12 protein-coding genes are annotated in these 14,672 nt (G+C 36.4%); 7 read left to right on the top strand and 5 right to left on the bottom strand.

The genetic code is table 11. The annotated features are described in order from the left end of the window. Window positions 1–249 precede the first annotated feature (249 nt). Together JKA74_RS02980 and gyrB are read right to left on the bottom strand one after the other, a co-directional pair. Window positions 250–1,035: an SH3 domain-containing protein gene (locus JKA74_RS02980; protein WP_201429666.1), complete on the bottom strand. Its 786-nt coding sequence runs from the start codon at window positions 1,033–1,035 to the stop codon at window positions 250–252. A gap of 312 nt (window positions 1,036–1,347) precedes the next feature. Beyond that, entirely contained in the window at window positions 1,348–3,309 is a 1,962-nt protein-coding gene (gene gyrB / locus JKA74_RS02975; protein WP_201429665.1) for a DNA topoisomerase (ATP-hydrolyzing) subunit B, read from the bottom strand. Between the two features lie 181 nt (window positions 3,310–3,490). Between gyrB and JKA74_RS02970 the strand changes: the two genes are divergently transcribed. Further along, window positions 3,491–4,945, top strand: coding sequence for a leucine-rich repeat domain-containing protein (locus JKA74_RS02970; RefSeq protein ID WP_201429664.1), 1,455 nt, complete (start codon window positions 3,491–3,493; stop codon window positions 4,943–4,945). Between the two features lie 2 nt (window positions 4,946–4,947). Here JKA74_RS02970 and ung read toward each other — a convergent pair whose 3' ends face one another. After that, window positions 4,948–5,622 carry a uracil-DNA glycosylase gene (ung, locus tag JKA74_RS02965; protein ID WP_201429663.1) on the bottom strand — a complete coding sequence of 225 codons (675 nt, stop codon included), beginning with the start codon at window positions 5,620–5,622 and terminating at the stop codon, window positions 4,948–4,950. Between the two features lie 91 nt (window positions 5,623–5,713). Between ung and apaG the strand changes: the two genes are divergently transcribed. Together apaG and JKA74_RS02955 are read left to right on the top strand one after the other, a co-directional pair. Continuing rightward, the gene (gene apaG, locus JKA74_RS02960) at window positions 5,714–6,100 is read left to right on the top strand and encodes a Co2+/Mg2+ efflux protein ApaG (protein WP_201429662.1); all 387 of its coding nucleotides are present in this window, start codon (window positions 5,714–5,716) and stop codon (window positions 6,098–6,100) included. Window positions 6,101–6,103: 3 nt separating this feature from the next. Beyond that, window positions 6,104–6,883: an O-methyltransferase gene (locus JKA74_RS02955; protein ID WP_201429661.1), complete on the top strand. Its 780-nt coding sequence runs from the start codon at window positions 6,104–6,106 to the stop codon at window positions 6,881–6,883. On the opposite strand, the gene JKA74_RS02950 is transcribed toward JKA74_RS02955, so the two are convergent. Then, a complete protein-coding gene (locus JKA74_RS02950; protein WP_236587483.1) occupies window positions 6,867–7,496 on the bottom strand; it encodes a TPMT family class I SAM-dependent methyltransferase in 630 nt (209 codons plus the stop codon). The genes JKA74_RS02955 and JKA74_RS02950 overlap by 17 nt on opposite strands. Window positions 7,497–7,586: 90 nt before the next feature. Between JKA74_RS02950 and JKA74_RS02945 the strand changes: the two genes are divergently transcribed. The 4 genes from JKA74_RS02945 (at window position 7,587) to JKA74_RS02930 (ending at window position 12,058) form a co-directional block, all read left to right on the top strand. Then, on the top strand, window positions 7,587–8,516 hold the full coding sequence (locus JKA74_RS02945) for a coiled-coil domain-containing protein (RefSeq protein ID WP_201429660.1): 930 nt from the start codon (window positions 7,587–7,589) through the stop codon (window positions 8,514–8,516). Window positions 8,517–9,253: 737 nt separating this feature from the next. After that, window positions 9,254–9,619, top strand: a complete 366-nt coding sequence (locus JKA74_RS02940; RefSeq protein WP_201429659.1) for a hypothetical protein — start codon at window positions 9,254–9,256, stop codon at window positions 9,617–9,619. A gap of 658 nt (window positions 9,620–10,277) precedes the next feature. After that, the gene (locus tag JKA74_RS02935; protein WP_201429658.1) at window positions 10,278–10,610 is read left to right on the top strand and encodes a PepSY-like domain-containing protein; all 333 of its coding nucleotides are present in this window, start codon (window positions 10,278–10,280) and stop codon (window positions 10,608–10,610) included. Between the two features lie 77 nt (window positions 10,611–10,687). Further along, entirely contained in the window at window positions 10,688–12,058 is a 1,371-nt protein-coding gene (locus tag JKA74_RS02930; RefSeq protein ID WP_201429657.1) for a sigma-54-dependent transcriptional regulator, read from the top strand. Here the strand turns inward: JKA74_RS02930 and JKA74_RS02925 are convergent. Continuing rightward, entirely contained in the window at window positions 12,033–14,633 is a 2,601-nt protein-coding gene (locus JKA74_RS02925) for an ATP-binding protein (RefSeq protein WP_201429656.1), read from the bottom strand. The two genes, JKA74_RS02930 and JKA74_RS02925, sit on opposite strands and share 26 nt — an antisense overlap. Window positions 14,634–14,672 lie beyond the last annotated feature (39 nt).

Genomic DNA, 14,672 nt, shown 5'->3' with positions numbered 1-14,672 from the left:
ATCAATATTTCCAAAAAAAGGTGGACTCCTTCTTTTTGTCTTCCAATAGCACCCAAGTTGCCAAAGTTTGTGCCCTCACAAACTTTCTGCTAATCAAGGTATATTTTTGCAAACATACTTTTATTCTAAGCAAAACTTAGGAATTGTTTCCCTATCCGTCCTCTCACTTCCTTTTGCGTAGCACATCAACAAAAATAGCCACTCAATTGGTGGCTATTTTATGATTCAACTTATATTATTAATTACTTACTATATAGCTTCCTCTGTCTCAGCAACAACTTCTTTATCCATTTCTACACTATCCATTTCTTCTGCTGGTTCTGCTATCAATTCTTCCTCACTTTGTAACTCATTCAGTTCATTCTTTAAATCCACAATAAACTGAGAAGATGTAAATGACCCGTTTTCTAAAATTTCTTGTATAGCTTTACTACGTTCTTCTTCATCTTCAATTGCTAAAGCCTTTTGAGAATACACTGCAACGGCTATGTCTACTTCATTATCAGATAAGTCAGTACGTTTAATCCATCCGGAAGAGAACCATTTGTCTCCTTGTTTTTTACCTGTTACTTCAACCCAGTCATCCCGAGTATCTATTAAAGCCAATACATCCATCGATTTAAAACTCTTGTCCGTTTTGGTTAACAAATCAGGTCTCTTAAAAATCTGTGCGTCCGTTACAGCAGCTACTGCCGTTCCTTCCACTACAAAATCACTCACAACCCAACCCTGCTTATCATCACCTAATTTAATTTCAACATATTCTCTGTTCTTCTCAGAGGAATCTACAGCGGTTTTTCCTGTCATCAATACTTTTTCACCCAAACTTACAGATGATATCCACTTTCCATCTGATGACGGCTCTTCTCGAACAGAAATTCCGTCCCAAATAGAAACGGCATCTACCATTTGTGGTGCTTCTTCCTGAACAGAAACAGAAGTTTGTTCAGCAGATTCTGTTTTTTCATTTCCTGAACAAGAAAACAGCCCTAAAGCTAGAAATGTACAGGATAAAACATAGTAATAATTTTTCATAGTTTATTTTTTTTGGTTTTGAAGTATCGGACTAATGTAATTGTTTTTGAAAAGCTAGGAAATAAAAAATGAGGATATTTACATTCTTATCATGAAAATTAAAGAATAATAGTATTACTGACATGACTATTTTTAACATGAAAAACCCTGCCAAATAACACTCTACAGGCTTTAAACTTAGTTAAAGTATTAGACTTTAAAAACAAGCCCGTATCCCTTAGCCTTATGACGAAGGAAAATTTACATGACCTATTCACAAAAAAAGCCCATACTATTGCTAGTACAGGCTTTCTATAAACTTAATAAATGTTATTAGATATCTATTTTAGCGTATTTAGCGTTTTTCTCAATGAAATCCCTTCTAGGGGGCACTTCATCTCCCATCAACATGCTGAACAAATGATCGGCCTCAGCAGCAGATTCTACAGAAACTTGCTTCATGTTTCTGGTTTCAGGATCCATGGTAGTTGTCCATAACTGTTCAGGATTCATCTCACCCAGACCTTTATAACGTTGAATGTGCAATGAATCTTCTTTTCCCTCCGGAGCCAATTCCTGTACTACTTTTACACGGTCGTTTTCGGTAAAGCAATATCGTTCATTTTTGCCTTTTTTAATAAGGTATAATGGTGGCTGGGCAATGTACACATAACCTCTCTCGATCAATTCACGCATATAGCGGAAAAACAATGTCAGAATTAAGGTTCTAATGTGGGAACCATCAATATCCGCATCCGTCATGATCACAATTTTATGGTAACGTAATTTGGCAATATTTAAAGCTTTTTCGTCATCCTCAGTTCCAAAAGACACCCCCAGGGCTGTCAGGATATTTTTGATCTCCTCGTTATCATAAATTTTATGAATCTGGGCTTTTTCAACATTGAGGATTTTACCTTTTAAAGGCAAAATAGCCTGATACTTTCTGTTACGTCCCTGTTTGGCTGATCCACCTGCAGAGTCACCCTCTACCAGGTATAGTTCTGAAATAGCCGGATCCTTCTCTGAACAATCTGCCAGTTTGCCTGGTAAACCGGAACCACTCATGACATTCTTTCGCTGCACCATTTCACGTGCCTTACGAGCCGCATGACGTGCCTGAGCTGCTAAAATAACTTTTTGAACAATCATTTTAGCTTCTCTTGGATTTTCCTCGAGATAGTTTTGCAAGGTTTCAGATACGCAGGTTTCCACGGCACCCATTACATCCGAATTACCTAATTTGGTTTTAGTTTGACCTTCAAATTGTGGTTCTGCTACTTTTACAGATATAATAGCGGTTAAACCCTCACGGAAATCATCTCCGGCCACTTCAATTTTCTGTTTGTCAAGTATACCCGATTTATCAGCATAAGCTTTTAATGTACGGGTTAAAGCCCTTCTGAAACCTGATACGTGTGTACCACCTTCAATAGTATTAATGTTGTTCACATAAGAAACCACATTTTCAGTATAGGAAGTATTATAGTTCAAGCCTACCTGTACTGGTACACCATTCTTTTCACCTTCCATATAAATGGGGTTTGGAATCAGTTTTTCACGACCCGCATCCAAATATTCCACAAATTCCAGCAAGCCACCTTCACTTAAGAAAACTTCCTGCTTATCTTCTCCATCATCACCTTTTTCTCTATGATCCACCAGTTCTATACGAACACCGGCATTCAAAAAAGCTAATTCCCTTAGACGCGTGGCAATGGTATCATATTTAAATTCATTCAGCAAAAATATGGATGCATCAGGCTTAAATTGAATTTTAGTACCTGTAATATCTGTTTCACCCACCGGCTTTACAGGTCCTTTAGGAATACCAATAGAGTATTCCTGTTCGTATATTTTTCCGTCCCTGCTGTAAACAGTAGCTTTCAATTCAGTAGAAAGTGCATTTACAACCGAAATACCAACACCGTGGAGTCCTCCGGAAACTTTGTAAGTATCTTTATCAAATTTACCCCCTGCATGGAGTACGGTCATAACTACTTCAAGAGCAGATTTCCCTTCTTTCTCATGCATATCAACAGGGATACCTCTACCATCATCGGTAACAGTAACCGAATTATCTTCATTAATTTCAACTTTGATAGTAGTACAATAACCTGCCATTGCTTCATCAATGGAGTTATCAACTACTTCCCACACCATGTGGTGGAAACCTTTTACCCCTATATCACCAATATACATGGCAGGTCTTTTCCTTACCGCTTCCAGTCCTTCTAAAACGGTGATATTACCTGCTGAATAATCTTGATTGTTTTTATCTTTTCCTTTACTCATAATGCTTTTACCAAATGCCAAAAATAGTCTTTTTATATGGATAATGATAGCATAAATATGCTTTTTTATCTAATTCTCTAAGTTTCGGGCAAAAAAGTGCTACTTATGTAATTTTTGAATTATTTGGAAAAGTTTGGATAAATTATTTATTAACTATAATTTTAGTTCAAAGAACATATTTATGAAATTTATTGTCATTTTTTTGCTATCAACTATACTACCCTTACTCTCCTCAGCCCAAAGGGGAAATTACAAATTTTATAGCGAGGAAGATTCTATCAAGCACAGGCATTATGATCTTATTTTAAAAAGAGGCCATGGAATTACAGTGGAAAACGGCAAGGCTAAACTTGTTATTATAGACAGTAGCTACATGGAAAGCACTATTTCTAGAGACTCTGCCCTTAAAATGATCCGTCAGATACCTAAATTTACCTTATATACTCATGAACCCTCTGAAGGATATTCCACTCTTGAGGAATTACAATCAAGTAAGCAGAAAGATACGATTACTCACCTTTCAATATCAGGAAAGGCAATTAACAAACTACCTATTTGGCAGATTCTGAAATGCAAAAACCTGAAGGAAATAGAATTAACAGGCACTTCAATAAAAAAAATACCATGGTTGCTCAATTGGAATTTATTTGGTCTCGACAGTTTACAAACTCTGAAAATATACAACCATGAGACGATGAAACCTTTAAAATTTACCAAAAATACACATATTGAAAACCTTGTATACCGTGACAATCCTTTCTCCCCTCTTCCTGAGAATTTCCAACTATTAAAAAATGTAAAGGAAATTGATTTTGTAAGAAATGATTTCCGTAACACCCCCAATTTAGAAATAAACAAACTCAAGCAGCTGAAGAAAATCAATTTATCACACAATTCCTTAAAGATCCAAGACCTTGCAGTTGATACAGCTCATAGTGTCAGGAATATAATTCTTTCATTCAATGGACTTACTGCTGTTCCAAAAGAAATAGGCTATTTTAAAAACCTCACTGATTTACAATTAGCTGAAAACGATATTGTAAGTGCTAATATTGACCCTGCCTTAGGTCATTTGAAAAGACTTCAAATGCTGTCTTTTTATAAAAATGATCTCACTGAATTGCCTGAATTCCTGTTCCATTCTTCCGAGCTAAAGGAACTGGATCTATACTTTAACAGAATAGAAAAAGTACCTGAATCCATTGGGAGTTTAATTAAACTGGAAAGATTATTTTTGGCCAATAACAACATTTTTAGTTTGCCCGCAAGCATTGGAAATTTAGTTGCGTTAAAAGAGCTATACTTACATCATAATCGTATTTCCTATCTTCCAAAAAGCATTTGTCGGCTAACAAACATCACTGATTTTCACATTAATAATAACTACTTTCATGAATTCCCGAACTGCATATTGTCTTTTACAAAACTGGAAGACCTTGATATCTCCAACAATAAAATAAGTACAATTCCTGTGGAATTAAAGCAACTGAAATCGCTTCAATATCTGTGGATAAGAGGTATTACTTTTGAAGCCAACGGCAAGGAACAAGCTGAAGAAATTCGGGATATTATCGCCTACTTACAAAAAAAAGGTGTAAAAGTAGGCATTGAAGCTATAGATGAAACCGCTAAGTAAACTTACCACTCAATAGGCTCCTTCTCATTTTCCATTAAATATTTATTACACCTGCTAAAGGGCCTGGAGCCAAAAAAACCGCGGTGTGCGGCAAAGGGAGAAGGGTGTGCTGATTCAATCACAAAATGTTTATCTCTATCAATCACTGCACCTTTTTTCTGAGCATAAGCCCCCCACAGGATGAAAGCCAATTTCTCCTTTTCTTGAGAAAGGGTTCTTATTACTGCATCAGTAAACTCTTCCCAGCCTTTATTTTGATGTGAGCCGGGAGACTTGGCGGCAACCGTCAGTGTAGCATTCAATAAGAGTACTCCCTGTTTGGCCCATCCACTTAAATCACCATTAGGTGGCATGGGCTTGTTTAAATCAGCTTTACGTTCTTTAAATATATTCACTAGTGACGGAGGCATTGGCACACCTGGATTAACCGAAAAACTCAACCCGTTGGCCTGTCCGGGACCATGATAAGGATCCTGTCCTAAAATCACCACTTTCACCTGATCAAAAGTGCATTTCTCAAATGCATTGAAAATAAAACTCCCTTCCGGATAAATAGTCTTTGTCCTCTTTTCCTCTTTTACAAAATTGACCAAAGAAGAAAAGTAAGGTTTAGAAAACTCTTCCTGCAAATGAATTTTCCAACTGGGGTGAATCTTAACATTGGTAGATGCTGCCATAATATCCAAAGTAAAAAAATATTTTTCAGTTTATCGTTTTTTTAAACTATTCAATTTATTAAATCGTTAAAAAAGAATATATATTTACCATATGGTTAAGCTGAATACAAAAGGAATTAGCGTCTGCATCGAAACCAATTACCAACCGGAGTACTCCAGTCCGGTTCAGTTTCACTATGTTTTTACTTATAAAGTAGTAATAGAGAACAAAAGTGAGCATACTGTGCAACTTCTTAGAAGGCATTGGTATATACATGATGCAGGCACCACCATGAAAGAAGTGGAAGGAGAAGGTGTAGTTGGACAGCAACCTGTTCTTGAGCCAGGAGAAATTCATACTTACGTTTCCGGTTGCAACTTAAAATCTGCATACGGTAAGATGCACGGACATTTTACGATGGAGCGTCTGGTAGATGGCGAACATATAGAAGTCTCTATTCCCGAATTTGTTATGGTTGCCCCTTTTAGATTGAATTAAAAATTGAATCTTTTTCTATTAAAGGAGTGGCTCATACATTTCCATCTGAAGACAGATGAGCATTCACTTCATTCTCCATTTTTTTATCGTTTTTACAAAGATTTCCTTCACTCTTCACCTAAAATCCCATTATGGGAAGAAATAGAACATGAAAGGAGCAATTTGCTGGCATCTGAAGAAGTGCTTAGGCTGAAAGATTATGGCGCGGGATCAAAAGTAATGGTTTCTAACCAACGAAAAGTAAAGGATATTGCCAAAAACAGTCTTTCTTCTCCCCGATTCTCACAACTTTTATATACCCTTATCAGACATTTTAAGTTCAAGGAAATAATAGAATTAGGCACTTGTTTGGGCATAAATACTGCCTATATGGCCAAAGCCAATCCACAGGCGCAGGTCTACACTTTTGAAGGTGATGAAAACCTCATCAAAGTCGCTAAAGGAATATTAAAAAATGAGGCTAATGTGGATTTCATAGCCGGAAACATAGATCAGACTTTAGCCGATCATCTAAGCTTAAGGAATAATAAAATAGATTTGGTCTATATAGATGCCAATCACACTTACAAGGCTACTATTAATTACTTTCATCAACTCCTTGCTTATCATCATCCCCATTCCATTTTCATTTTTGATGATATTCATTGGTCAAAAGAAATGAAAAAAGCATGGAATGAAATCAAGTCCCACACTGCCGTTTCCACTTCTGTAGATATTTTTGATGCAGGTATGGTGTTTTTCAATCCGGATTTCCGAAAGCAGGATTTCATCCTGGAATATTGATAGGTCTCAATTTAACAAACAGTTCCCTGCCTTGTCTGGGAGGTATAGAATTATAGCATCTCTCCATTTTATCAATATAGAATCTTTTCTCAAAAAGAGGCTGATATATTTCTTTGTTTCCCCCAAAAGGTGGGTGGTCATCAAAGAGCGGGTCATCGAAAAGCACTCCTACCAAACAACCTTTTTCTGATAATAAATGATGCATTTGATCTACATAAGCCGGACGAAGTGTGGGATGAAGTGCACAAAAGAATGTTTGTTCTAAAATCAAATCATATTGGCCCTTTAATTGAAAAAAATCCTGCTGAATAAGTTGGTCCTTAGGGAAATCAGGAACTTCTTCAGCAAATTGCTTCAACGGAGCTTCTGAAATATCCAGAAGATGGACATTAGTGAAACCGGATTCCCACAAACTTTTGGCTTCATATGCATTTCCACAGCCGGGAATCAATATTTTGATATGTTTATTTTTTAGTTGATCTGTATATTGAATAATGGCTGGTGCAGCATAGCCAATATCCCAACCGGTATTTCCCGATAAATATCGTTCCGTCCAATAAGATTCATTTAACTCCATTAGCTTGGTGTAAAGTAAATGTTTAAATTCGCGCATTAAATTTAAACGATAATTTTACGTTATTTATCGCACAAGTTTAGGGATATATCTTTAAAAGGATAGAAAATTTTAAAATATCTTGAAATTATGACTACAGAATCATCAGGAAACAAGTCTGAAGAATTTAGGAATACCACGAAAAACACTAATAAAAAAGCGATAATAATTGCCTTTATTATCATTATAGCTGCTGTTGTAGGAATTAAATTTTATTTGGATGAAGCCAATAGAAATGATGAATTACAAACTGAACTGGAAACTACCTATGGTGAATTAGATAGCATAAGTAAACAACTGGATGAGAAAATAGCGGACATTGAGAAATTGGGAGGGGATGTAACAGAACTGCAATTGATCAGGAAAACACTGGAAGATGAAAAAGAAGAATTACGCAAATCTAATAATTGGGCTGCCAATCAAATCAAAAAGTACCAGGACAAGGTAGGTGGCTACGAAGAACTACTGACTATCCAGGATGAAAAAATAAAGAAACTCGAAGAAGTCAATAAAAAGCTACTTAGTGAAAATACCACTCTTAAAACAGAGAAAAACATATTGAATGATAGTATCTATGAGCTAAAAAGCAGAAGAGAGGAATTGGTAAGTAAGGTGGCCAAGGCTTCCAGGCTAAAAGCAGAGAACATCAAAGTTTTGGCGGTTAATTCAAGAGGAAAGGAAAGAGAAGATGAATTCAAGCCAAGGCATATTGATAAAATAAAAGTAACTTTTAACCTTGCAGAAAATAACGTAGCTCAGCCGGAAGGCAAGAATATCATCCTGAGAGTGCTGAATCCTAAAGGAAAAGAATTATTTGATGTAACTACCGGTTCCGGCTCTTTTATGAGAGATGGAAAGGAAATGTTCTATACTGCCAAACAGGAAATTTTGTTTGACAATACACAACAGCAACTCTCTTTTGTGTACAATCGGGGAGAAGAGTATGAAGAGGGTGTTTACGAGGTAGAGTTATACGCTGACGATTATGTCATTGGCAAATCTAAATTTGTGGTGAAATAGATTTTTCTGATAGAGTTAGTTGAGCTAAACTAAAATGCCCTGAAATCTTATAATTAAGTTTCGGGGCATTTTTTTGACCTGCATTTTAATCACTCTTCCTGCCTCTTTTTGTAGTTTTTTTCCACAGTCTGTGGTTGTTCACTACACCTTCACTTCATTCTGAAAAAATCAATCCCCTAAACATCAACTATTTAACTCGTTTTAATTATATGGCATATTCTTCGCAATAGTCACTATAGCTATCAACCTTAAACTTTATCAGCTCTAAAAGAAGAGCAGAGAAGGATTGAACTAACAGTATTTGTTTCAGATGGTGGAATTTGCATAAAGGCAAAGTAAGAAGACCAGAACCAGCAACTTAGCATCTTCCAAAGTGATGGAGATAAAACATATACTATAGTTCAGGCATATTTCCCTAAGTGTATAAGATAGAGGTGAAACGTACGGGGAATATGTAGAGAATGAAAGAAACTATCGAATAAAAGTAAAGACGCTAAAAGTAGGGTCCTGAAATTCGGTAGAAATGGCACTCTGTTAATAGAAAGAAGCAAAATAGCTCGTTCTTATTTTATTTTTAGCTTCTTAACTCCCTTCGGGGAGTTTTTTTCCTTTTGTATACAAAGTAAGGAGTGCCATTCTTTCATTTTCAAAATAACTCTTCAGTAGTTAATGGAAGTTCCCTATTGACTATTACTTATAGAAAAGGCAATATAGCTATCACCCTAAAAAGGACAGACATGAAAAGGCTATTTTTAACATTAGGAATTATAGTAGGAATAGGTATCCTTTTGGTGTCTTTTGGCGAAACTAAATTAACTGTCGAAAATCAAATTTCAGGCAAAGATTTAATTGCTTTTCAGTCAAACCTCCTCTCCTCTCCAATAGATTCAAATAGCTTCCCCTCAGCAGTCCACAGTGCTTTTAAAATGTCAGAATTTAGTAATGGAAACATTATACAGGCCAAAGAAATTAATGTACATGACGGGAAAGTATACGAATTTACAGTGGTAACAAATGATAAGAAATGGCGATTAAAGTATACTGAAAATGGTCAGTTGCTGGATTCATACCAATTGAAAAACCACTTTAGCCTCGGTTTGTAAACCATTTCAATCGGAGAAATACCAACGCTGGGAATTTCCATTAAAATAAAGTATTCTTATGAATGAATGGTGGCAAACTTATTAATCGCACTTCAGGCTTTTTCCTGCTCCCTTGCGTAGCGGGGATGTTATTAAGTTAAGCTTTAATTAAATCTCCTTCCTTGTATCCTTCCCCAAAGAGAGAAGGAGGATTGTCTTAACTTAATAGCATTGCGTAACGGGGGTGGTGAAGTTTATACACAACAGATTGCCGCCTCCTATGAATTCCGTTGGCACGGAATAGCAGGCTCGCAATTACCTATGAGCTTAACTTTCTATCCATTCAAATATAGCAGGTCCAATGGATCAATAATTCCGGGGAGTAGTATTTGAAGCTTTTTTTGATAAGCTATACAAAAAGCCCGAGTTAAAGACTATCAATATGGAAAATCCGTAGAGTCCTGCGGAACTCTGTGATAGGTGAGTAGATCAATATCTTTTAATGCTACAAACTGTCGTACAAATCTACACTTTGTGGTGGCTTACTACACTTAGAAAGAAAGACCTTAAAACATAAATCCCTTATTATCAGTAATTTAACAGTAATCATTTTAGTGGCATACTATTGGACTATAAGTAATTAAACAACAATAAAATAAAAAACTAAAACTTTAAAATCATGAAAAAATTATTTTTAACACTCGGGCTAGTTGCAGGTTTATCTTTAGCCTCTTTTGCTCAAACAGGTCAGGATAGAGACATACAATCTACTCAACAAACTGAGAGACAAGACGATAAGAGAAAGATAAACCTTTCAGAAGCACCACAAGCAGTGCAAGACGCTTTCAAACAATCTAATTACACTGAAAATGATGTGAAAGAAGTGTATGAAGTAAATGAGGCCACTGGAAAAGCTTATAAAGTTATTGTTGATGCAAATAACAAAAAATGGGCTTTGAAGTATGATGCCAACGGAAAATTGTTGGAAACAAAAGAAAAAGATGATATGTAATTTTTAAGGATTTCATTAACTTTGGATTAAACTATTAAGAAACTCCCTTCGGGGAGTTTTTTATATTTAATGATTTTATGAACATACTAGTAGTTGATGATGATCCTTCCTTCAATAAAATGCTTACAGGTTTCCTTTCAAGGAACAACTACGAGGTAAAGTCTGCCCATTCCCCCCAATCAGCCTTAGCGCTTCTTAAAGAAAATACTTTCGATTTAGTTCTTACCGACTTTAAACTTCCTGACATGAACGGTATTAAACTCATGCAGGAAATAAAGAAAGTACATAACAATATACCCGTTATTCTTATCACCAATTATTCGGATATAAGAACAGCTGTAAACTCTATTAAATTAGGAGCTTATGAGTTTGTAACCAAGCCGGTGATACCCGATGAATTGTTAAAAACCATTCAAAAAGCATTAACTGTAGAACCAACACAAGCTGGCTCATCTTCAGAAGACAAGCCTAAAGAGAAAGATACCAGTCTGGAATTTATTGTTGGCAAAACGCCAAAATCGCTGGAGCTGTGGGACTATGTGGATTTGGTAGCCCCTACTAAAATGAGCGTATTGATTTTAGGGGAAAGTGGCACAGGAAAAGAATATGTAGCTAATATCATTCACCAGAAAAGCAGCAGGGCCGCCAAGCCTTTCGTAGCTATGGATTGTGGTGTACTTTCAAAAGAATTGGCCGCGAGCGAATTATTTGGCCATGTGAAAGGTGCATTTACCGGAGCAATCAACGATAAAAAAGGACAATTTGAAGTAGCCAATGGAGGCACCTTGTTCCTGGATGAAATTGGCAACCTTCCCTATGAAGTACAGGTTCAGCTACTCAGAGTATTACAGGAAAGCATTATCAAGAGAGTAGGAAGTGAGAAAGAAATACCTGTTGATGTGAGGATCATATCAGCCACCAATGAAAACCTGGCTGACAACAGAAATTCAGAAGAATTCCGGAATGACCTCTACCATAGGATAAATGAATTTGAACTCAAAGTGCCTCCTCTTAGGGAAAGACTAATAGATCTGGAAGAATATTGTGCTTTTTTCATGAAAGAAGCTTGCAGGGATTTAAATAAACCCCCTAAAATATTATCTAATGAAGTAGTTGAAATTTTCAAGAAGTACGATTGGCCCGGAAACCTCCGGGAATTGAAAAATTTAATCAAGCGGGCAGTTTTACTGGCTACAGATGAATATATTACTATTGACCAGCTACCCGAAGGTTTCAAGCAAAAGGAAACCGGCACAAAAGACAGCGCAGAAAACATCAAAAGTGTCTCTCATCAAAACTTAAAGGAAATTCAAAAATCCCAGGAGATAGAAGCTATCAAAAGAGTATTGAGCGAAACCAAGTACAACAAATCACTTGCTGCCAAACTGCTCAACATCGATAGATCAACCTTGTACAAGAAAATTAAAGAATATGGGATTGATGCCTAATATCTTTTAGCTCTTTTTCAATCTCATTGAGAACTGGTAATATCCGCTCTATTTCCTCTAATACCCGTTGGTTTTTCTTCATATCAGCAAATAATTCAATACTTAACAAATTCTCACTTAAAGAATTATAGTGCAATTGTTCCAGGGCAGATTTCAACTGATGACAAATCCCTCCTATTGCCGAAATATCCTTGAATTCAAAAGCACGCTTAAGCCTCTTTATTTTAGCTGAATATTCCTCGGAAAAAGAAATCAATAATTCATTATAAGCTTCCTGGTCATTATTCGCAAATTCTTTCAACACGGAAGTATCCAAAGTAGTGATTGCTTGCTTTATTTCACCATTCACCGGCCGGTTAATAGTAACAGTATCCGCTTCAAAATAATCATTCAGCAATTTCATCACATCCTCTTTTGTGAAAGGTTTGATACAAACAGCATCAAATCCGGCCCTGAGAAATTCTTCTTTTTTACTTTGCTGGATATGAGCCGTAAGAGCAATTATAGGCACATTCAATCCTTCCCTTTTACAATGCTGAAGAAACTGTACTCCACTCATTTCGGGTAAATTGATGTCCGTGAAAATAATATCCACTTCAGGGTCGGAGCTTAAGTAAGCAACAGCATCTTCAGCATTTGAAAATAATGTTTGGCTATCGGTGATGGGTCTGAGTGTTTCCATTAATAACTGGGCATTCCATGGATCATCCTCAACCACCACTATCCGGATTGGGAAATGCTGTGTTTGATCAAACAATTCTTCTACTTTAATATCAGTATGGCCAAGGAATTGTTCAGGGCAGGTCTCATAGGGAGCCTGGAAGTTGAGTTTGAAAATGGATCCTTTTCCTATTTGGCTTTCCAGGGAAATGTTCCCACCTAACAGTTGAACAATGCTTTTGGTAATAGATAGCCCGAGTCCCGTTCCCGCAATACCTATTAACTTACCGGAAGTCCCTTGCTGAAATTGTTCAAATATTTTACTAAACTCCTCTTCCTTAATGCCTTTTCCGGTATCGGAAACCTCTATATGTATTTGGCAGGATTCATCCGTCAGGATTACCTGATCAAAAGTCACTTTAACATACCCCTCTTCAGTAAATTTGATGGCATTGCCTATCAAATTCATCAATACCTGTTTGATTTTAAACAAATCTGAAATAAAAATATGGGTACTTAAGAAATCCGAGACACTTACTTCAAACCTCAACTTATTGGATTCAAATTTCTGCATGAAAATAAGTTTCAACTCTTCCACCAATTGCGGTACAAATACAGGCTTTTTATCAAGCGTTAACTTTCCAGCGTCTATTTTTGCCTGATCCAAAACATCATCAATCAACTCTTTCAGATGACTATTGGATTCAGCAATTGCATTTAAATATTTCTGCTGATTTTCGTCCAACTTCGATTGCCTCATTAAATCTGAGAAACCAATAATACTATGGAGCGGGGTTCTTATTTCATGGCTCATTTTCGAAAGAAATTCTTCTTTCACTTTAGCCAATTGCTCCGCACGTTTTTTCTCTTCTTCTAATTTCTTTCTGTAATGTCCCGCCCTTGTGATATCCCTGAGTATAAGGAAAATAAATATACTGCTCAATGCTATGCCAACTACCCCAATAATTACCAGTTCACGGGTTAATTTCTGAGCCTGAATTCTTGCCATATTTTGCTGTCTCACATTCTTTGTGTACTCTTCAGCCTGCAATTCCGATATAATTGAGCGGATAATGGTGATAAATTTCTGATCCTGGCTAATGAGTTCCAATTCAATGGAATTCAATTTTTGTTGCATTTCCATTTCTTCGGCCAAAACTTCTACCAAAATATTCTTTACCGCTGAAAGGGTGGTATCAATGAAATAATCTCTTACAATACTGGTATCCACAGACAAATCAAGACTGTAATTAATCTGTTCTTCAATCGTCCTGATAGTATCAAGCTCCATGTTTTCCTTACCAAAAAGTTTTCTAAAGAAACCACTTATCCCCTCATAATCATCCGGTTTAATCACGATTTTTTCCTTTTCCACAGGCTCTACGCTCCCCACTATCCTTTGCTTTCTCCTGAGTTCTTTTTCAACAAAAGTTGAATCCTGAATTTGATTGCTGATACGAGCCAAAGCCTCACTAGTAAAGAGAGCGGAAACTTTCTCTTTTTTCAAATTAAGAAAAGTAGTTAAATAGCTGTTTTTTGCTTCAATCGTACTTTGAAGTGAATCAATTCTTTCACGTTGAACGCTGTCCTCTTGCAATAGCTCTTCAAGCTCATTCAGTTTGTACTGCACAGAAGAAATTTTCTCCATGTACATTCTCTCACTTGAAGTATCGTCCGTCAGTACATAGGAACTAAAATGGTTGTCAGCTTCTACAATCTCTTGAAACAATTCATTAATAAGTGCCGCCTTTTGATTGGGCTCTGTAATTTGGTTGAGCGACTGGAGTAGTTTATCATAGTTATTATAACCCCAAAAAAGGATAGATCCTGCCGTAATAATAATTATTATCAGAACGATCCATAATTTTGTGAGGGCCGAGGTGCTTCTGTTCTTTTTAGGAGAATTGTAAGACACAATTGATCTGGGTTATTTTTAAATATTGTAGAGTAACGA

The organism is Marivirga aurantiaca, from assembly GCF_016679925.1.
In the GTDB taxonomy this organism is placed as follows: domain Bacteria; phylum Bacteroidota; class Bacteroidia; order Cytophagales; family Cyclobacteriaceae; genus Marivirga; species Marivirga aurantiaca.
The sequence above is the reverse complement of the archived record's forward strand: the minus strand, read 5'-3'. Positions and strand labels throughout refer to the sequence as shown.